This window comes from Nocardia aegles (genome assembly GCF_052545135.1).
The window spans coordinates 659,625-678,807 of the sequence record NZ_JBQWRI010000002.1 but is presented as its reverse complement, the minus strand read 5'-3'; the positions used below and the strand labels follow the sequence as shown (position 1 = coordinate 678,807).

16 protein-coding genes are annotated in these 19,183 nt (G+C 66.2%); 11 read left to right on the top strand and 5 right to left on the bottom strand.

The window, feature by feature from the left end; translation table 11 throughout:
- The first annotated feature begins 21 nt into the window (after positions 1–21).
- Complete coding sequence (locus ACT89H_RS08350) at positions 22–624, top strand: Rv1733c family protein (protein WP_445107936.1); 603 nt, start codon at positions 22–24, stop codon at positions 622–624.
- 27 nt (positions 625–651) lie between these two features.
- Here ACT89H_RS08350 and ACT89H_RS08345 read toward each other — a convergent pair whose 3' ends face one another.
- Positions 652–2,208, bottom strand: a complete 1,557-nt coding sequence (locus ACT89H_RS08345; RefSeq protein WP_445107935.1) for a bifunctional aminoglycoside phosphotransferase/ATP-binding protein — start codon at positions 2,206–2,208, stop codon at positions 652–654.
- 58 nt (positions 2,209–2,266) lie between these two features.
- Positions 2,267–2,602 carry a hypothetical protein gene (locus tag ACT89H_RS08340; protein WP_445107934.1) on the bottom strand — a complete coding sequence of 112 codons (336 nt, stop codon included), beginning with the start codon at positions 2,600–2,602 and terminating at the stop codon, positions 2,267–2,269.
- 247 nt (positions 2,603–2,849) lie between these two features.
- Here ACT89H_RS08340 and ACT89H_RS08335 point away from each other — a divergent pair, with 247 nt between their 5' ends.
- The 5 genes from ACT89H_RS08335 to ACT89H_RS08315 all read left to right on the top strand — a co-directional run bounded on the left by ACT89H_RS08335 (position 2,850) and on the right by ACT89H_RS08315 (position 10,272).
- A complete protein-coding gene (locus ACT89H_RS08335) occupies positions 2,850–3,806 on the top strand; it encodes a universal stress protein (RefSeq protein WP_445107933.1) in 957 nt (318 codons plus the stop codon).
- A gap of 134 nt (positions 3,807–3,940) precedes the next feature.
- On the top strand, positions 3,941–5,731 hold the full coding sequence (locus tag ACT89H_RS08330; RefSeq protein ID WP_445107932.1) for a thiamine pyrophosphate-requiring protein: 1,791 nt from the start codon (positions 3,941–3,943) through the stop codon (positions 5,729–5,731).
- A gap of 121 nt (positions 5,732–5,852) precedes the next feature.
- Positions 5,853–7,550, top strand: coding sequence for an aa3-type cytochrome oxidase subunit I (ctaD, locus tag ACT89H_RS08325; protein WP_445107931.1), 1,698 nt, complete (start codon positions 5,853–5,855; stop codon positions 7,548–7,550).
- A gap of 220 nt (positions 7,551–7,770) precedes the next feature.
- Positions 7,771–8,445 carry a DUF6069 family protein gene (locus ACT89H_RS08320; protein WP_445108258.1) on the top strand — a complete coding sequence of 225 codons (675 nt, stop codon included), beginning with the start codon at positions 7,771–7,773 and terminating at the stop codon, positions 8,443–8,445.
- 765 nt (positions 8,446–9,210) lie between these two features.
- Positions 9,211–10,272, top strand: coding sequence for an acyl-CoA dehydrogenase family protein (locus ACT89H_RS08315; RefSeq protein WP_445107930.1), 1,062 nt, complete (start codon positions 9,211–9,213; stop codon positions 10,270–10,272).
- A 508-nt stretch (positions 10,273–10,780) separates the two neighbouring features.
- Here ACT89H_RS08315 and ACT89H_RS08310 read toward each other — a convergent pair.
- Positions 10,781–11,254: a hypothetical protein gene (locus ACT89H_RS08310; RefSeq protein WP_445107929.1), complete on the bottom strand. Its 474-nt coding sequence runs from the start codon at positions 11,252–11,254 to the stop codon at positions 10,781–10,783.
- A gap of 371 nt (positions 11,255–11,625) precedes the next feature.
- Here ACT89H_RS08310 and ACT89H_RS08305 point away from each other — a divergent pair, with 371 nt between their 5' ends.
- On the top strand, positions 11,626–12,543 hold the full coding sequence (locus ACT89H_RS08305) for a hypothetical protein (protein WP_445107928.1): 918 nt from the start codon (positions 11,626–11,628) through the stop codon (positions 12,541–12,543).
- A 17-nt stretch (positions 12,544–12,560) separates the two neighbouring features.
- Here ACT89H_RS08305 and ACT89H_RS08300 read toward each other — a convergent pair whose 3' ends face one another.
- Both ACT89H_RS08300 and ACT89H_RS08295 read right to left on the bottom strand, forming a co-directional pair.
- Positions 12,561–14,009 carry an aldehyde dehydrogenase family protein gene (locus tag ACT89H_RS08300; RefSeq protein ID WP_445107927.1) on the bottom strand — a complete coding sequence of 483 codons (1,449 nt, stop codon included), beginning with the start codon at positions 14,007–14,009 and terminating at the stop codon, positions 12,561–12,563.
- A 196-nt stretch (positions 14,010–14,205) separates the two neighbouring features.
- Positions 14,206–14,934 (bottom strand): IclR family transcriptional regulator, encoded by a 729-nt coding sequence (locus ACT89H_RS08295; protein WP_445107926.1) that lies wholly within the window; start codon positions 14,932–14,934, stop codon positions 14,206–14,208.
- A 155-nt stretch (positions 14,935–15,089) separates the two neighbouring features.
- Here ACT89H_RS08295 and ACT89H_RS08290 point away from each other — a divergent pair, with 155 nt between their 5' ends.
- The 4 genes from ACT89H_RS08290 to ACT89H_RS08275 are packed head-to-tail and all read left to right on the top strand — an operon-like array spanning position 15,090 to position 18,997.
- The gene (locus ACT89H_RS08290; RefSeq protein WP_445107925.1) at positions 15,090–16,343 is read left to right on the top strand and encodes an FAD-dependent oxidoreductase; all 1,254 of its coding nucleotides are present in this window, start codon (positions 15,090–15,092) and stop codon (positions 16,341–16,343) included.
- 34 nt (positions 16,344–16,377) lie between these two features.
- Positions 16,378–17,625, top strand: a complete 1,248-nt coding sequence (locus ACT89H_RS08285) for a styrene monooxygenase/indole monooxygenase family protein (RefSeq protein WP_445107924.1) — start codon at positions 16,378–16,380, stop codon at positions 17,623–17,625.
- A complete protein-coding gene (locus tag ACT89H_RS08280) occupies positions 17,556–18,152 on the top strand; it encodes a flavin reductase family protein (RefSeq protein ID WP_445107923.1) in 597 nt (198 codons plus the stop codon). Before ACT89H_RS08285 ends, ACT89H_RS08280 begins: the two co-directional genes overlap by 70 nt.
- A 26-nt stretch (positions 18,153–18,178) precedes the next feature.
- A complete protein-coding gene (locus ACT89H_RS08275) occupies positions 18,179–18,997 on the top strand; it encodes an alpha/beta fold hydrolase (protein ID WP_445107922.1) in 819 nt (272 codons plus the stop codon).
- The last annotated feature ends 186 nt before the right edge of the window (positions 18,998–19,183 follow it).

Sequence of the window (19,183 nt, the reverse complement as noted above, 5' to 3'; positions counted from 1 at the left end):
TGTCCGGATGAGGTGATCCAGGTGTCGCGGTATCCCTCGCCTGCGGTTCGCCTGTGGCGACGGCGGCCGTGGAACGACAACCCGTTGATGCGGGCCTCGGACCGGTGGCAGGCGCTGCTCGGGCTGCTGGTCGGGATGGTGGTCGTGATCGCCATACCGCTGGCCGGTGCCGCGGGCACGGCAGGGTACACGCAGGCGGGGGAGCGGATTCGGGTGGAGAATTCCGCCAAAGTCGCCGTGCCGGCGACGGTGGTGGGCACACCGGGGCCGGTGGCGCCGACAGCTCGCTACGACGGCGCCGAAGAACGGTTCCAAGCGCCGGTCCGCTGGAGCCACGATGGCCGCGAAGGCAGCGCGACGGTCGAGGTCCCCGGCGCGGCGGAGCCCGGTAGCCGGATCACGGTGTGGTTCGATCCGACCGGCACAGTGACCACACCACCGCGGCCGTCCTCGGACGCGGCTTGGGCCGGGATCGTGTACGGCTCGGTCGCTCTGCTGGGCATGTGGTGTGGCGCGATGGCTGTGCTGCTCTCGACCGGCTGGCTGCTCGGCCGCATCCGCAGCGCTCGCCTGGATGCCGAATGGCGGCGGCTGAGCAGGCCGATCGGCACGGATATGGAATGACCGACCAGCGACCGATGACGACGACCCTTATTCGGAGGCCCGTCGTCCTTCGTCGATCCGGGCGCGGCAGAGCTGACTCGCGGCGACGGCGGGATTCGGCGCGCGGTGCCAGGCATGCAGCGCCGCCACGATCGACTCCTCGATCGGCCGGGTGGTGTCGATCGCGACGGCCTCGGGCCATGGCGCCGCCGCGGCCGCCAGAGCGTCCGCGATCGCGGGTGTGGCATCGGAGTCGCCCGCGGGCCTGGTCTCGATCCGCTCGGCCGCGACGTCGCGGGGGCACGCACACCACAGTGGCACGAGATCGCTTCGAGTCTCCTCGGCCACGGTGGCGGCTCGGGCGCGCTGGTCGGCGTCGGTCCAGCTGGCGTCGAGGACCACTGACACGCCGTGCTCGAGCCGATCCCTGGCCTGCTCCAGAATCCGCGAATACACCAATCCCTTCGCAGCGGCTCGATAGGCGCCTGTGCCGAACATTCCCGCGGCGCCGCTGATGGATCCCGTGTCCCGCAGCGCGGCGCGGACGCTGTCGCTGGAGATCACGACGGCGCCCGTCGCGGCCGCCAAACGGCCTGCCAGCGTGGATTTCCCGGTGCCGGGCAGGCCGCCGACGAGTACCAGACGGACCGCGCCCTGTTCGAGGTGCTCGGCGGCGAGTTCGAGATGCCGCCGCGCGTGCCCGGCCGCTGGTGGATCGCCTTGATCAGCACGGATACCGTCGGTCTTGGCACGGACCAGCGCCCGGTAGGCGATGTAATGATGACGAAGCGACGGCGGAGGCGAATCGTCCGCCGCGCGCAGGTAGTCGTTCAAGAACGAGTCGGATAATTCCGAGTGCCCCAGGAATTCGAGGTCCATCGCGAGGAAGGCGGCATCGTCGAGGCCGTCGACGAAGCGCAGCTCGTCGTCGAAGTCGAGACAGTCGAGGATTCGGAAGCCGTCCGGCAGGACGAAGATGTCCTCGGCGAGCAGATCCCCGTGGCCGTCGACGACGCGGCCGTCGGCGATGCGCTGCGTCAGCAGGGCGGTGCGGCCGTCGATGAAGCGCATCGCCAGGTATTCGGCGCGAGCGAGAAGGCCGGGATCGGATAGCGCTCGCGGGTGGTCGCGCAAGGGCCGCAGCAGCGTGTCCCAGCGTCGCCGCAGCTGCGCCGGTGTGCCCGCGCGGTCGATGCCGGCGCCGCGCCGCGCGCCCGCGTGGAAGCGCGCCAAGGTTTCCGCCAGCGCGGACAGTCCGGTCGGTCGCCGGGCCGGGTCCGCGAGCGTGGTGGACAACCGTAGCGCGTCCGGCATCCTGCGCATCACGATGATCGGTTCCGCGGCGCCGCCCTGCGGGTCGGTCAGGTGAGCCAAGCCGAGATAGACGTCGGGTGCGAGGCGCTGGTTCAACTCGAGTTCCCGAGCGCACGCCCGTTCCCGATTCTCCGGCGTGCCGAAATCGAGGAAGTCGGTGACGACCGGCTTCTTGGCCTTGTAGGCACGGTCTCCACACAGCACCACCAGACCGGTATGCGTCTCGCGCAGTTGCGCGAACGGTTCGCCGGTGCTGTGGAGGGCGGTGCGCGGGGCCGAGGCATCGAGCATGACTACTCCCTCTCGCGGACGAGTCGATCTACAGCGTCGTCCCGGCGTCCCGCTCCGCCTAGAGTCCAATGGCCTGCCCCGGTACCGGCCGGAGCAGGCCGCGCGGATCGCGCGAAAGTCGTTCGTCCACTCCGGCGGTGGCCGATTCCCGTTCGCCCATCGACCCGTGGACCTGTCGTATCCGGTGGTCGGCGGGGCAGGCTGGATTCGACGGGTTCCAGCTCGAGATCTCCTTCGGCGTGCGCGAACACCGCCGCGTCGTCGCGGCGATGCAGCCGATACCGGTCCCCACACCCCATCCGGCGGGCAGCCGCCGGCCGGAGTCCAGCTCGTCCGGAACGATCGCGCTGCCGCGGACGTGCGGGCCGATGACGCGGTACCCCTGCTCACGCAACACGCCCACCAAGACGGTCCAGACCAGCGCGATCGATCACCACGGTGTCGTCAGGCATTGTCGATAGCCCCTGCTCGGTCGGACACAGCCGTCCGGTTTCGAGTCCGGTGGGGGCGGAAGTTCGAGATACGGCCTTTCGGCCCTTCGCTCGAGGACGATCAGCCGCATTCGCGCGGGCGGCACGGCTCATACCGTTGGGAGGCGCTCGGCCGGGCGCCACACGATGACACAGGCTCGGGAGGTCTTCATGACAGGGCAGCGATTCGACGATCCGCATCATCTCGCCACGTCGAAGGTCGTCGTCGGGGTGGACGGTTCGGACGGGTCGTGGACCGCCGTTCGGTGGGCGGCGCAGTTCGCGGCCGAGCGCGGACGCGAACTCGAAATCCTGCACGGCATGGAGCTGGTAGGGACCGGTTGGGCGCTGGGTGGCTACGCGGTAGCGGTTCCCCCGGTCGTCGACGCCGCGCGGGAACACGGCAAGGACGTGGTGACCCGAGCCGAGCGCGTGGCCCGCTCGACCGTGCCGGGGCTGCGCGTCTCGGCTCGCGCGACGACCGACACCGGTCGGCAACTGCTACTGGAGCGCAGCGCCGACGCGTATGCCGTCGTGATCGGCGCGACCGGCAACGCCGGAACGCTCACCCATCTGGGTTCTACTCTGCTGGCCGTGACCGCCCACGCGCAGGGCACGGTGATCGTCGTCCGCACCGACCCCGACGCCGGCGACACCACGCACGCCTCGGGTCCGGTGGTGGTCGGCGTGGACGGGAGTCCGGTCGGTGAAGCCGCGATCGCCGCGGCGTTCACCGAAGCCGCCGAGCGCGGCGCGGAGCTAGTAGCAGTGCACGTCTGGAGCGATTGGGACTCGGGCCGGTTCGCCGGTCACACCACGCTTTCCGAGCTCGAACTCGACAATGTCCAACGGGCGATTCTCGCCGAGCGTCTCGCGGGCTGGCAGGAGAAGTTCCCGGAAGTCCACGTCGCCAAGAAGGTCGAGGTGTCCGCGCCGGCTCCGCATCTGCTGAGCTGGTCGAAGGTCGCGCGACTGCTCGTCGTCGGCAGCCGCGGGCGCGGTGGGTTCGCAGGCATGCTTCTCGGTTCGACCACCAACGCCCTGGTGCAGCACGCGTCGTGCCCGGTGATGGTCGTCCACCCGCACGACGAGCACCGGGGGCGGCAGGACAGCGGAGACCGGGGCTGAGCAACCGTCCGCACGACCGTGCCGCCGATCGTGCAGCAGACCGCGACCGCCGCCGCGTATGCCTGGGTTGAGGGCTGCTCGCCGGGGTAATCGCCCCCCGGAGACGACAGCTCGAAGGCGGACAGGAGAACGACATGGCTGACCAGGTCGCCGACTATGTCTTGCGACGACTGCGTGACTGGGGCGTGCAGCAGGTGTTCGGCTATCCGGGCGACGGCATCAACGGCCTGATCGCCGCGTTCGGGCGGGCAGACAACACCCCCGCCTTCATTCAAGCGCGCCACGAGGAGATGGCCGCTTTCCAGGCGGTGGGCTATGCGAAGTTCAGCGGCGAGGTCGGTGTCTGTACCGCCACGTCGGGTCCCGGCGCGATCCATCTGCTCAACGGCCTCTACGACGCGAAACTCGACCACGTGCCGGTCGTGGCGATCGTCGGACAGACCGCGCGCAGCGCCATGGGCGGCAGCTACCAGCAGGAAGTCGATCTGCAGAGCCTGTTCAAGGATGTCGCCTCGGACTACCTGGTCGAGGTGAACGTTCCCGATCAATTGCCCAACGCGCTCGACCGCGCGTTCCGCATCGCGACCACCCGGCGGGCTCCCACGGCGCTGATCATCCCCTCCGATCTGCAGGAGGAGCGCTATCAGCCGCCCGAGCACGCGTTCAAACAGATCCCCTCCAGCCCGCCGGCGGCCCTGCGGGGCACGGTCACCGCCGACCGCGCCGACCTCGAACGAGCGGCCGAGATCATCGACGCGGGGTCTCGAGTGGCGATCCTCGTCGGGCAAGGCGCCCGTGCTGCCGCCGCCGAGGTGATGGAGCTGGCCGAGCTCACCGGAGCCGGGGTGGCCAAGGCCCTGCTCGGCAAGGATGTACTGTCGGACGACCTGCCGTACGTGACCGGATCGATCGGGCTGCTGGGTACCCGGCCCAGCTACGAATTGATGCGTGACTGCGACACCCTGGTGATCGTCGGATCGAATTTCCCTTACTCGCAGTTCCTTCCGGATTTCGGTCAGGCGCGGGCGGTGCAGATCGACATCGACGGCGCGATGATCGGCATGCGATACCCCACCGAGGTCAATCTCGTCGGCGACGCGAAACGAACGCTCACCGACCTGCTTCCGCTGCTGAGCCGCAAGTCCGATCGCAGCTGGCGCACGACGATCGAAACCGATGTGGCGCGCTGGTGGGAGACGATCGAACGCCAGTCGCTGCTGGACGCGAAGCCGGTCAATCCGATGCGAGTGGTGTGGGAGCTGTCGCAGTGCGTTCCCCAGAACGCCATCGTGACCGCGGACTCGGGATCGTCGACGAACTGGTACGCCCGCTGTCTGCGGTTCCGCGGACAGATGCGGGGCTCGTTGTCGGGGACGCTGGCCACCATGGGGTCCGGTGTGCCGTACGCGATCGGCGCGAAGTTCGCCCACCCGGACCGGCCGGTGGTCGCTCTCGTCGGTGACGGCGCGATGCAGATGAACGGGTTGGGCGAGTTGCTGACCATCCGCCGCTACCAGGAGCAGTGGCGCGATCCACGGCTGGTGGTGTGCGTCTTCCACAACAACGACCTGAACCAGGTGACGTGGGAGCTGCGCTCGATGGGGGGTGCGCCGAAATTCGAGGAATCACAGTCGCTGCCCGACGTTTCCTACGCCGAGCTCGCCCGCACGTACGGTCTGGGCTCCATCGCCGTCGATGATCCGAACGACCTCGCGCCGGCCTGGGCAGCGGCGCTGTCGGCCGAGCGGCCGACGGTGCTGGATGTGCGCTGCGATCCCGAGGTGCCGCCGATTCCACCGCACGCCACCTGGGACCAGATGAAATCCACCGCGGAAGCGGTGCTGCGTGGCGACCCGGATGCCTGGCATCTCGTGGCCCAGGGCGCGAAGACCAAGGCCCAGGAATTCGTCCCCGGCCACCGCTGATGAACTTCTCGACACCCTCGATACCTTTGCCCAGCAGTGGGGCCCGCGACCGGCGCACGAGGTTGGTCGTCGCAGGGTGGTTGCGGCCGGTCCCGGCCCGGGCAGCAGACGAGGAGCAGTGATGACTCAGGTCTCGGACCCACGCGCGCCACAGCTCACGCCGACCAAGCCGTATCCGGCGCGGACCGCTCCGAAGGGCTCGGTGCTGTGGAAGCTGGTCACCACGACGGACCCGAAGGCGCTCGGCATCATGTATCTCGTCGCCGCCACCGCCTTCTTCATGCTCGGCGGACTGATGGCGCTGCTCATGCGCGCGGAGCTGGCACGGCCGGGCCTGCAGTTCCTCTCGCCCGAGCAATACAACCAGTTGTTCACCATCCACGGCACCGTCATGCTGCTGCTGTACGCCACTCCGACGGTTTTCGGATTCGCCAATGCGGTCCTCCCGCTGCAACTCGGCGCACCCGATGTGGCATTTCCGCGCCTGAACGCGCTGAGCTTCTGGCTGTTCCTCTTCGGCGGAACGATGGTGGTCTCCGGATTCGTGACTCCTGGTGGAGCCGCTGATTTCGGATGGACTGCGTATACACCGCTGAGCGACATCGTCCATGCGCCCGGAGCGGGCGCCGATCTGTGGATCATGGGCCTGGTCCTATCCGGGTTGGGCACCATTCTCGGCGCGGTCAACATGATCACCACCATCGTCTGCCTGCGCGCGCCGGGGATGACGATGTTCCGCATGTCCATGTTCGGATGGAACGTCCTGGTGACGAGCGTGCTGGTGTTGCTCGCGTTCCCGGTACTCACCGCCGCCTTGATGGCGCTGGCCTACGACCGGCATCTCGGCGGGCACATCTACGACGCCGCCACCGGTGGCGTCCTGCTCTGGCAGCATCTGTTCTGGTTCTTCGGGCACCCCGAGGTCTACATCGTGGCACTGCCGTTCTTCGGGATCATCAGTGAGATCCTTCCCGTGTTCAGCCGCAAACCCCTCTTCGGCTACGGGCCTCTCGTGTACGCCACGATCTCGATCGGGGTGCTGTCGGCAGCGGTATGGGCGCATCACATGTTCGCCACCGGGGCGGTGCTGATGCCCTTCTTCTCGATGATGACTTTCCTGATCGCGGTGCCGACCGGGGTCAAATTCTTCAACTGGATCGGCACCATGTGGAAAGGGGACCTGACCTTCGAGACGCCGATGCTGTTCGCCGTCGGCTTCATCGTCACGTTCTTGTTCGGTGGACTGTCCGGTGTCATCCTCGCCAGCCCGCCACTGGACTGGCAGATTCACGACACGTATTTCGTCGTAGCCCACTTCCACTACGTGCTGTTCGGCACGATCGTTTTCGCCACTTTCGGCGGGATCTACTTCTGGTTCCCCAAGATGACCGGGCGCTACATGGACGAACGCCTGGGCAGGCTGCATTTCTGGACCACATTCGTCGGCTTCCACACCACCTTTCTCGTCCAGCACTGGCTGGGCGCCGAAGGCATGCCCCGCCGGTACGCCGACTACCTACCGACCGACGGATTCACCGCCCTGAACGCCGTGTCGACCGTCGGATCGTTCATTCTGGGCGTCTCGATGGTCACGTTCGTCTGGAACGCCTTCCGCAGCTACCGCTACGGCGAAGTGGTCACCGTGGACGACGCGTGGGGCGGGGGCAATTCACTCGAATGGGCCACGACCTGCCCGCCTCCCCGGCACAACTTCTACGAACTTCCCCGCATCCGGTCCGAACGCCCGGCCTTCGAACTCCACTACCCGCACATGCGCGAGCGGATGCGCGCCGAAATGCACGTCGGCTGGGGCTCGTAGACATGAGCGGGGCGCACGTCCGCATCGGGCAGCGCGGCACCGCCGCCGCGCGCTCGCCCCGATGAGTTCGCCGGCTGTTCGGGGTGCGCTCACGAGACGGAAGTCCATGGCGTGGTTACGGACCGACCGGAGTCGGATAGGGGGCAGCGGCCAGTTCGGTCCCGCCCTACACTCGACGCACACGCAAGCTTTCCACGGAGGTGATCGGCGGTTGAATCCCATGGATCCGCGCGAGCGGCACACCGCACGTTACGAAGCCGGTTATCAGCCAGGCGATTACCGCGATCCCGGGTACGGCCAGGATCGTGGGTACGGTCCGGCTTCCGGGTACGACCAGGATCACGAATACGACCAGGATCGCGGATACGATCAGGATCGCGGATACGATCAGGCCTCCGGGTTCGACCAGGATCCAAGACGCGAGGCGTATCAGCAGTCCGAACGTCCGCACCGGCGGTCTCGGTCGCAGCAGGAGCCGGACGTCAACGTCGGCATGTTCGTCGGCGGTGTGATCGCGGCGGCGGTGGTGACGGCGCTGGCGGCCTGGTTGTGCGCGTGGATCATCGAGATCATCGCCACCCGAGTCAGCGAGAGCGGCACGTTCGGGGTCTGGAATCCGATGGCCCAGGATGCGTACTGGTTCGCTGTGGTGGCATTCATCTGCGCGCTGCTGGGCGGGGTGCTGTGGTACCTGCTGCGCTTGGGCACTCCGTCGCCGGAATTGTTCTTCAGCTGGATCGTGGGCATCCTCACCGCCGCGGCGGTGATCATTCCCCTGGCGCTGTCCAGCGACCTGTGGGTGGGTATCTCCACCGGCATCGAACATCTGGTGATCGGGCTCCCGATCTTCAGCCTCGTGCGCATGGTGGGCGCCAAGAGCATCGTGTATCGGTGATCGGTCGGCCATGTGATCAGCCCTCGTCGTAGCGGTTGACGACGGAACCTGCTCTGATCCGCCCCACTGTGCCGGGACTGCGCCGCTACGCCTGGCGAAGCGATTGCCGATACTGCTGGTCGACAAGACGCTGGACGATTCGTCGGCGGCATCAGTCGATGTGTGGCGAGACCCGCAACGGCTGCCCGCGAGTGGTGCGTGAAGCCTGCCGGACGCCGGTCGGTGAGTAGCGGCCACGCCAGGTCTGCGACCGCATCACGGTGCTGAAGCCGGCCGCCCGTGATGTCGCAGGATGGCGGTGTGCGTGTGCGGTGGCCATGACCAGTGATGTTCGCAGCTCGGTTGCCGATCGTCGTGCTGACACGCGCAGCCGATGTCGTAACGGTCGCGCCACTGTGGTGGTCAGTGCTGTCGGTTCCGCATCGAGGGTGCAACTGGTGGTTTGCCGAACTGGACGCTTGCTGGATTGACACGTGGTCAGACTGCGGGCCGTGCCGTGCCGCTGAGATCGCCCACGCCACGCCGAATCCGTTTGACGGTCGCTGAGTTTGCCGACTCGGCACGGCATAATCCATCGACACGTTGTGGGAGCAAACCGACCGATCGATTGTTACCCGGGGCGGCTGATGCCGCGGTGCACCGCCCGTCGCTCCACGTTTCGACGACCGAAGGGCCGAACAGCTCGCCGGCATCCGCGGCCTGGCGGTCGGATCCACCGAATGACGACTCGAACCGCGCCGATCGATGATCCGGAGAGGAGTGATTTTGGGTTTCACCGGAGTCGACAGTGAGGATGCTGTCGCCGAAGCTGTCGTGCGTATGCTCGAACGCGAGAACGCACGCGATATCACGCTATGGCCGAAACTCGCCGCGTCCGGCGTACTCTCGGACGCATTGCCCGAGCACGGCGGCGAGGATACGGGCCTGCTCGGGGTGTCGGCGCTACTCACCGAACTCGCCACTGACGCGGTGCAAGTGCCGGCCTTGACAACACTCGGTTTCGGAGTGCTGCCACTGGCACAAGCCGCTCCGGCAAGCCTGGCGCAGAAAATTTTCCCTGCCGTAGCGCAGGGCGCGATACTTACCGCCGCGCTCAACGAGCCCGGCGCACCGTTCGTGGTGACCCCGAAAACAGTGGCGGTCATCGAGGGTGGTTCGGTGCGGATCACCGGTCACAAAGTGTGTGTGCCGTATGCCGAGTCCGCACGCTGGATTCTGGTGCCCACGGATTCCGGTGTCGCCGTCGTGGACTCCTGCGCAGCTGGTGTCAGGTGTGTACGAACTGCCGGTGCGAGTAGTGCGCCGGAGTATTCGGTGTACCTCGATCAGGCCGAGATTCCGGCAGAACAGTTGTTGATCGACGGCGCCGCGACATTGCAGCGGCTGGCGGTGGCGACAATCGGGTCCGTCGCCAACGGCTTGCTCGAGGGACTGTTGCGGGTGCTCACCGAACACATCCGTATCCATCGTCGGTTCGGCCTGGCGCCCGCCGAAGTCCACGCGGCGAGACGAGAGTTCGAAGAGGTCCGTGACGTGTCGCGCCTGTTGCACGCCGCATCCCGCTCGGCGAATCACATGCTGTCGCATCGAGACGACCACCCGGAGTACGACGAACGGGTCCGCGACGAGCTCGGCACGCTCGCTCACTGGATCAATGCGCAGCTGCCCGCGGCTATGAGCAAATGTCATCGCCTGCAGGGCGGCCCGATCACCGCGGAGCCCTTCCGTCGCTACTACGCACAAGCCGATGACCTGGTGCGCTGGCTCGGCCGTAACTCGTTCCCCATTTTCTCTCCCCTGGCGAAGGCCCAGAACTCCCGGCCCTGAACCACGGTTGCCCGTGGCGCGATGTGCCATCGCAGGGCACCGACTCGGTCGGGCGAGCTGCGGGTTGTTCCGGCGCCGGCAGCGTGTCGGCGGGTGGCCGCCGAACTGGAAGCGGCTGCGGGATTTCGATCGCGCGGCTGGTGTGATCGGTTGGCGGGTGATGGTGGACTCGGCGAGCATGCGAGCCCACCATCACGCCGCCCGCACCCCGTGGTGGCGGCCGAGCCGGTAAGGGTGCCCGAAGACTACCCAGCATGGTTCGCGCCGGTCGCCCGGCGGCTGAACGAGCACGCTCCATGGTGCGCAGCGGTGCTGCCGGGTTCTGGCCATGCTGGTCAGGCGCGTGCGGGACTCCCGTTCCCGGCGGGCTTCGACGCGATCGAGTTCTCCCAGCGGACGGCGATCGGATCGGGTGCTCTGGTGGGGGATTCGGGTGCCGCGGGTACTCGCGCCCGGAGGGGACTGTCGAGTCACACGAAATCGGGTGACAACCCGTGACACTGCCGGGTCAGGAGATGTCGGACAGTCCCCACGCGCCCAGCGAGTCGCGCGAGTACCAGTGGCCGGTCCATTCCCGACCGGACTCCAGGGCAGCATAGAAATCGTTGTCGTCGGGCAGCTCGGGGGTATGAGCGTGCACGATCCCGGGCTGGGCGCGATAGAAGCGGCGGGCGCGTTCCACCGATCGGGCGGCGTATTCGGCACGGTAGGCGCGCTGGGTGATCAACCACTCCTCGCTCGTGCGCGTGTCCGGCGTGCCGCCGTAGTCGAGCGGATAGTGCATCTGGTACTCCAGCCGTGCCCATTGTTCGCCGGCGCGGTCGTGCAGCCACGCGATCCACGCCGGTAGTTCTGGTTGCGCGGCAAGCGCCCGGGCAGCGAATCCGCCATCCGCGGTGGTGGTGTGCGGATCGCGTCGCACCGCAACGGCGGCAAGGTCGATTCGGTTGCCTTCCAGGTCCTTCCGATGCCTACCTCCCATAGCGGTCAACTATAGATCTTGATGCCTGTCGCCGGCGCGGGTTCACTTCAACTGCCGAGGTCCGAGAACGGGCGGAATCGGACAGTGTGCGACCGGTCTGGCGGCAAGTTGCGGCTGGTCGATGGAACAGACGGGCCCGCAACACGATCCGAGTAGATATCACCCGGATGCCGTAGCCGAGGCGGCAGCGGCCCGCGATCAACCCCAGGGGCGCTCCGCCGGGCCGCAGCGGGGCGTTGGCACCAACGCCCGATCGAACCAGGCGACGGGAAGTGCCCAGAACTCGGGAGTTCTTCGCATCAACCGCCGTCCGGACAGTAACATTTTTCGGCCGACCGAACATGTCGGTTGTCTATGTCACAGTTATGCATGTGAGCTACCAATATTCGAGTCTCACCATGGCGATCGCCGACAAGTTCTGCCCCTTGCGCCAGTACTTCGATCGGCGCTACCCGCACGTCGGGCCCGTGCAAGCCGACTATCGGGCATCCTCGGGCACCTTGCAGGTCGACGGCTCCACAGCGAATCCCGGAACCCTCGGCGTTGCGTTCGACTTCCTCATCCGTTTCACACTCGACGCCGACTACCGGCCGCAGGTCGCGGTCGCACACCCAGCGATATCCGGTACGCAGAACTACCTGGGCGAAGTCCTGAAGGTGGCGAGGCTGGCCAGTAGGGTGGCCCACCGGCCGCTGCCGGAGGAGGCGCTGTCCACCGTCATTCGTGCCAGTTGGGCGCTGGCGCTGTGCACGGAGCTGTACCGCGACCCGCTCGCCTTCCCGACCTCCCCGCTGGCCGGCCCGATCCGCAGCGGCCGGTTCACTGCCGACGCACTGCTCACGCTGGCACCGGACGATGGGGTCGAACAGGTGCGGGCACTCTACCTGCTGGCGGTTACCGAACTTTCCGAGCTGCTGACCGCGCCGGTGTCGGCGGTGGCGTTGGGGCCCACGTTCACCGCGTCCCGCTTCTGCGCCGCCGCCGCCGACATCATCCTCGATGGTGTACTGCTGGAGCTGAAAACCCGGCCGGGTATCGCCACAAAGGCGGGGCGAGTGGACACGCTGTCACTCGCCGACGTCTACCAGTTGATCGGCTACGCGCTGTTCGACACCATCGACACGTTCCGCATCCACACGATCGGCCTCTACTCCGCCCGCTACGGGGTTCTGCACCGCTGGCCACTCCAAGAACTCCTCGACACTCTGGCCGGCGAGCCGATCGATCTCGCAACCGAGCGGGCGAACGTGCTGAAACTACTCGGCTCGCAGCAGGGCATGACAGCATGACCTCGGCATGTCGGAACCTACGTCTGCACGTATCGGATCGCATGTTCCTCGACGTACTCGGACAACCCGTAAGTGCCGAATTCGCGGCCGATACCGCTTTGTTTGATGCCGCCGAAGGGCATGCGCAGATCCAGTGACTCGAACGAATGTGTGTTGATGAAGGTGGTGCCCGCCTCGATGCGGCGGGCCACGGAGAGTCCGCGGTCGCGGTCGGTAGTCCAGACCGAGGAGCACAGACCATAGGCGCTGTCGTTGGCCCAGTCGACAGCCTGCTCTTCGTTGTCGTAGGCGATGAGCGGGATCACGGGACCGAACTGCTCCTCACGGGATACGGGTGCAGTGTGCTCGACGTCGCGTACGACATGAGGGAGGACGTAGTAGCCGTTCTCCCAGGCCGAAGGGTCCAGCTTGCGACCCAGCTCGACCACGTCGGCCGACGAGTTGCGGGTGTGGTCGAGCAGGTCGTTGACCTTCTTGAACTGTGCCTCATTGTTGAGCGGGCCGAACTTGGCGCGGGGGTCGAGGCCGTGGCCGATCTCGAACTCGTCGACGCGGTCGCAGAACGCGTCCGCGAAGCGCCCGTACATGCTGCGCGGCAGATAGATTCGCTTGACCGCGAAACAGATCTGCCCGCTTCGGGTGTACACGCCGCCCAAGATCCGGTCGAGGACCGCGTCGATGTCGGCGTCGTCGAGAACGATGGCAGGATCGTTACCACCGAGTTCGAGAGTGACGTTTTTGGTTGTGGCAGCGGTAGCTTCGATCACTTTCTGCGCAGTCGCCGTTCCGCCGGTGAAGCCGACTTTGCGAACCAGTGGGTGGCTGCAGAGCGCGGCTCCCACGTCGCCTTCGCCGTGGACGACGTTGAGCACACCGACCGGCAGCGCGGCAGCGATCTTCTGCAACGCGAGGGTCAACGCGACCGGTGCGAACGGGGAGGGCTTCAGCACGAGCGTATTGCCTGTCGCCAGGGCGGGCGCGAGCTTGACCATGGTCAGAACGATCGGCATATTCCACGGAACGATCGCGGCCGCAACGCCGCGCGGAACCCGTTCTACCGTGATGAAGCCCTGTTCGCCGTCGAACTGGTCGGGACGCAAGAACTCCTCGGTCAGGCTCAGTGTGTGCTGAAGCACTCCTGCTCCTAATGCGAAGTCGGTCTGGGCTTCCCACAACACACCTCCGTGCTCACGCACCAGCAGCGGGGAGAGGCTCTCCGCGGCATCACCCAGGATTGCCACCGCGGCGAGCAGTTTCTGCACACGCTCCTGAGCGGAAGTGTCCCGCCACGCGGGAAAAGCCGCGTGCGCGGCACGTACAGCGCGATCCACGTCATCGGCGGTTCCGACGGCCACGCGCGCGACGACGTCGTTCAAGCGCCCTGGATCGTGCACATCCCGGAAGCTGATGCCGGACATCTCTCCGGCGATGAGGTGTCCGACCTGCGGCACGGTCGTCTGGGTCATGGTGCGGTGTCCTTCCACGGCTGTTACGGCCCATCCGCGATCAGCGGATGTGAGCTACGTTACGGTCGGGAGTCCGCAAAACGGAATGAGCGCAGACGATATTCCGCTATGCGGTATGTGCGGTGCCGGTCGGCGGTATGGACCGTGCCGGCGAAAGCGCTGTGCGACTTCGGTCGCCTGCTCGGTCCGGCACGGATCACCCGAAAGCGCGTGTGATGGCCGCCGCGGTTTCCTGCAGGAACCTGACTCTGGCACTTGCGGTATGCGGTGGCAGGCGGTAGTACGGTGCCGCAATGGCCAGCGCTGCGACGACCTCGCCGGAGTGGTCGTAGACCGGGACCGCCAGGCCGTTCAATGCCGGCTCGCTCTCAGCGGCGCTGTATGCGTATCCGTCGCTACGAACCTGTGCGAGTTGCTGCTCGAGTTCCGGCCAGGTGGACTTGGTCTCGGCGGTCAACGACGGCAAGCCGTGGGGGAACAGTTCCACAAGGGCCTTCGCCGGCAACTGCGCCAAAAGCACCTTGCCTGCGGCCGTGGCATTGGCGGGCAGAACTATGCCGGTGCGCAACCCGACGCGGATCGCTTGCTTGGACTCCACCCCATCGACAACGCGGGTGGAACTCCCCTCGTGGATCACGAGGCTGACGGTCTCGTTGAGGTGGTCGCAGAGGCGCTCCATGGGCCGCCGCGCATGACGGCGGATATCGGCCTTGCGTAGCGCCGTCGCGCCGATCTCCAGCAGCGCGGGCCCCACGATGAACTCGGTGGGGTGGGCGGGACTGCGTTGCAGAAAGTTCGCTGCGGCCAGCGTGGTGACCAGCCGGTGGGCGGTCGATTTGCCCACCCCCAGGTGTTCGCTGATCGAGGGCAAGCTCACCGAGCCTTCCTTGTGCGTCAGCCTGAGCACGCGGAGGGCGTTGGTCACCGAGTTCAAGGTATGTGCCGCTTCTTGGGACCTCACGTGCCGCATAGAGGAATTATTGCTCATGGAGTTCCATTCAGCGGTTCTGAGTTCGTAGCGTGTGCCACACAACATCTGCTTTGTGCGGCAGGTCACGCGTGACCGGCGAAAGGACTGAGGTGTCGAATTCCATTGCTGAAGGCGATCTGCCCGACTACGACGTGGTCGTCGTCGGCGCCGGCCCGGTCGGCCTGACGGCGGCCCTGGTGCTGGGCCGGGCCGGGCGCCGGGTCCTGGTTCTGGAGGCGGAGCCGCAACCGGCTACGCAGTGGCGGGCGTCGACCTTCCACCCTCCCACGCTCGAGCTCGCCGAAGGCTTGGGCCTGGTAGACGACATGCTGGCTCTAGGTCTGGTGGCACCGACCTATCAGTTGCGCGAGCGTACCGGAGGTCTGATCGCGGAGTTCGACTTTTCCACCCTCTCGGACGCCACTCGGTATCCCTACCGCCTGCAACTCGAGCAGTACAAGTACGTACGGATTGTGCTCGACAAGCTCGCCGATGAGAAAACGGTCGAGGTCCGCTTCGCGCACCGGGCAACCGGTCACGTGGCAAACGCCGAGCTCGCGACCGTCTATGTGAACGGCGCCGAGGGCGACTATGCCGTGACCGGTAGCCACCTCGTCGGGGCTGATGGTGCCCGCAGCACAGTGCGCCGAGATCTGGGCATCGAGTTCGAAGGCATCACCTACGAACACCGGTATCTGCTGCTGGGAATCGATGCGCCGCTCGAGGATTATTTTCCCGGCATCTCCTACGTCAACTACGTTTCGGACCCGAACGAGCATCAGATGCTGCTGCGGATCCCCGACTGCTGGCGGGTGATGTTCGAGGTCACCGAAGGGCCGTCCGACGAAGCGGTGTTGACGGACGAATTCATCGGCGGGCGCCTGCGGACGCTGTTCGGTTCGCACCCCACACCGCAGGTGCTCTCGCGGCAGGTGTATCGGGTGCACCAACGGGTGGCCGAGGAGTTCCGCCGCGGACCTGTGACGCTCATCGGGGACGCGGCCCACGTCAATTCGCCCATCGGAGGTATGGGTCTGAACTCCGGCATCCATGATGCGTACACCTTGGGTCGGACACTGACCGACCCTGGACAGCTCCCGGATCTCGACACGTGGGCGACCCAGCGCAGGGCAGTGGCCTTGTCGGAAATCCAGCGGATCACCCACCAGAACACCCAAGACCTCTCCCTGAGTGAGGGAACAGCCCGCGAGCTGCGGCTGAGGCAGCTGCACGAAATCTCTCGCGACCCGGACCGATCGAGGGAATGGATGCTCGAGGCCTCGATGATCGCCAGCGCCCGAAAGCAAAAACTCATCCCCGAACACCTGATCAATGGCAGCGACCCGTCCGTCACCACAGCATGACCGATCCAGCACAGTAATACCAAGGGAGTCAACTATGTCGACCAAGCCATCGATCGCGATCGTCGGCGCCGGGCACGCAGGTTTGGTGCTCGGCCTCGGCCTGCAAGACCGGGGGTACCAGGTCACTCTGGTCTCCGACCGCACACCGGCGCAGATAGCTACCGGTCGGATCACCTCCACCCAGCTGCTCTATCCCGCCGCCCGGGCCATCGAACGGGAATTGGGCCTGGACTTCTGGCAGGAGTCCGCGCCACCGGCACAGGACCTGCGGGTAACGGTCACCGCCCCGAACGGCGACCTGGACTTCACCTGGTCGGCGCCATACCAGCCGGGCCCGTCCACATCGGTGGACTACCGAGTGCGAATTCCCTACTGGATGAACACTTTTCGCCGCCGAGGCGGACGCCTCTTCGAGGTGTCGGTGGGGCTGCATGACCTCGACTCCATCGCCGCTTCCCATGACCTCACCATCATGAGCACCGGCAAAGGCGAGATCGGCAAATTGTTCGAGAAGGACAGGGCTCGGACCGTCTACGACACGCCGCAACGATACATCGCCGCTGTTTACGTCGACGGGCTGCGGACACCGGAGCGGTTGGCGACGGAAGTCACGGTGATCCCCGGGGTCGGTGAGGTGTTCTTCTTCCCCGTGCTGACGATCACCGGCCCCGCCGACTTGCTGATGTTCGAAGGCCGGATCGGCGGTGCACTGGACTGTTGGGAGGGCATCGACTCGCCGGCCGACTATCTGAAGCAAGCGAAGACCATCGTCGACAAATTCGTGCCGTGGGCGGCCGATCGCGTCGCCGACGTCACGCTGACCGACGACAACGCGGTACTGCGTGGATGCTACCCACCCACCGTGCGCAAGTCCGTCGCTACGCTGCCTTCGGGCCGGAAGGTGTTGGGCATGGCGGACTTGGTCGTTCTCAATGACCCGATCACCGGCGAGGGGGCCAACAACGCCGTCAAATGCGCCAAGATCTATTTGGACGCCATCGTGGAGCGGGGCAACGAACCGTTCGATGAGCAATGGATGAATCGCACCTTCGAAACCTATTGGGACGATGTGCAGTGGGCCACCGCGTACACCAACATCACGCTGGAGGGCCCGCAGCACGTGCGCGATCTGGTGCGGGCCGGGACTCGCTCGGAGGTGATCCGGCAATGGCACTCCGACTCCCGGAGCACCCCGCGCGATTTCTTCCCGGCGTGGAACGACCCGGCCGAAGCCGCGGCGTTCATCGCAAGCCACACCGAGATGGCGGCGACGGAATCATGACCGCCGCAATGCAGGAGGACATCGCAGCTTCGGCACAGATCGACCCTCTGGTGATGCGGGCCGCGATGGGCCGCTTCGCCACCGGCGTCACAGTGATCACCAACGACATCGGCGGGGAGGTGCACGCCATGACCGCGAACGCTTTCATGTCGGTGTCACTGGATCCGCCTCTGGTGCTGATCTCCCTGGGCAACAAGGCCAGGATGGCTGCCCGTCTCGCCGGCGCCCAGCACTACGGCGTGAGCATCCTCGCGCATTCTCAGGAGTCGATCGCGCGTCGGTTCGCCGGCAGTAAACACCCCATGCCGCCGCCGCAGTTCGAATGGCTCGGCGCGGTGCCGGTCGTCGCCGGATCCCTCGTCCAGTTGACGACGCGGATCATCGACCGCCATCCGGCCGGCGACCACACGCTGTTCATCGGCCAGGTGGAGCAGGTGAATCTGCGCGACGGACAGCCACTGTTGTTCCACACGGGCGCATTCAAGCTCGTCCAGGTCGGCGTGACGGAGTCACTATGGGAGAGTTGAGCACACACACGGCACACTCGTTGCCGATGGCGGCGACGGAACATCGGAATGGCTATTATCTCGTCGGCGGCGGCCCTCGCAAGGTCATCGTCTTGCACGGTTGGCTGTCGGATGCCGCATCGTGGTCGGCTGCCTGGCAGATAGCGGACAAGCATTCCTTCACCTGGTGCTTTATGGACGCCCGCGGCTACGGCCTGTCCCGCACCCGCGGCGGTGCGTACACCATGGCGGAAATCGCCGAAGACGCACTGGTCGTCGCGGATTCCCTGGGCTGGCAGGAGTTCTTCCTCGTGGGCCACTCCATGACAGGATTGGCCATCCAGCAGGCATTACTGGCTGCCCCGGATCGGATCCGCGCCCTCGTGGGGATCGCCCCGGTGCCGGCGAGCGGGGGAGGACTCATCGGCGAGCGTCGCACCCTGTTCGACCGAGCCGTGGAGGACAGCGCGGCGCGAGCCATGGTGATCAACCGTTCGACCGGCGGCATGCGAAGTGACCGTTGGGTTCATCGGCTGACGCAGCGATCCTTCGCCTGCTCGGAGGTCGACGCGCTGCGCGGCTACCTCGACGCATGGGCGGAGGGCGACTTCCACACCGAAATCCTCGGCAACGCGGTGCCGGTGGGGGTGATCGTCGGAGAAAATGACCCCTCGCTGAGTCCGCAGCGGATGAAGGACACTTGGTTGTCGTGGTATCCCAATAGTCGCCTGCAGGTACTCGCCGGATGCGGGCACTACCCCATGGACGAGCAGCCCTCCGTGCTGATGTCCGCCATCGACACAGTGCTGGTAAATCACGTCGCCGAGATCGGTCCGAATCTGTCGGGAATTCGATCTGAAAATTAAATCCTAGGAATCGGATAGTTCGCCGCATCACTGCGGCGGGATTTCTGCGACGATCGTCAAAAAGTCCCCCGCCGGCACGCATCGCTCCCCGGAATATGGCATGGGGATCTCGGTAACTCCTGCCCTGGGTTCGCCACTCTCGACGTTGTGTTCTTACGTCGACCGGAATGGACGATAATCGAACTC

What these genes read in the sequence shown, in the direction of transcription:
- ACT89H_RS08285 (WP_445107924.1), top strand. Translation starts at nt 16,378, where the DNA reads ATGTCGACCAAGCCATCGATCGCGATCGTCGGCGCCGGGCACGCAGGT.
- ACT89H_RS08275 (WP_445107922.1), top strand. Translation starts at nt 18,179, where the DNA reads ATGGCGGCGACGGAACATCGGAATGGCTATTATCTCGTCGGCGGCGGC.
- ACT89H_RS08320 (WP_445108258.1), top strand. Translation starts at nt 7,771, where the DNA reads ATGGATCCGCGCGAGCGGCACACCGCACGTTACGAAGCCGGTTATCAG.
- ACT89H_RS08330 (WP_445107932.1), top strand. Translation starts at nt 3,941, where the DNA reads ATGGCTGACCAGGTCGCCGACTATGTCTTGCGACGACTGCGTGACTGG.
- ACT89H_RS08345 (WP_445107935.1), bottom strand. Translation starts at nt 2,208, where the DNA reads ATGCTCGATGCCTCGGCCCCGCGCACCGCCCTCCACAGCACCGGCGAA.
- ctaD (WP_445107931.1), top strand. Translation starts at nt 5,853, where the DNA reads ATGACTCAGGTCTCGGACCCACGCGCGCCACAGCTCACGCCGACCAAG.
- ACT89H_RS08335 (WP_445107933.1), top strand. Translation starts at nt 2,850, where the DNA reads ATGACAGGGCAGCGATTCGACGATCCGCATCATCTCGCCACGTCGAAG.
- ACT89H_RS08310 (WP_445107929.1), bottom strand. Translation starts at nt 11,254, where the DNA reads ATGGGAGGTAGGCATCGGAAGGACCTGGAAGGCAACCGAATCGACCTT.
- ACT89H_RS08300 (WP_445107927.1), bottom strand. Translation starts at nt 14,009, where the DNA reads ATGACCCAGACGACCGTGCCGCAGGTCGGACACCTCATCGCCGGAGAG.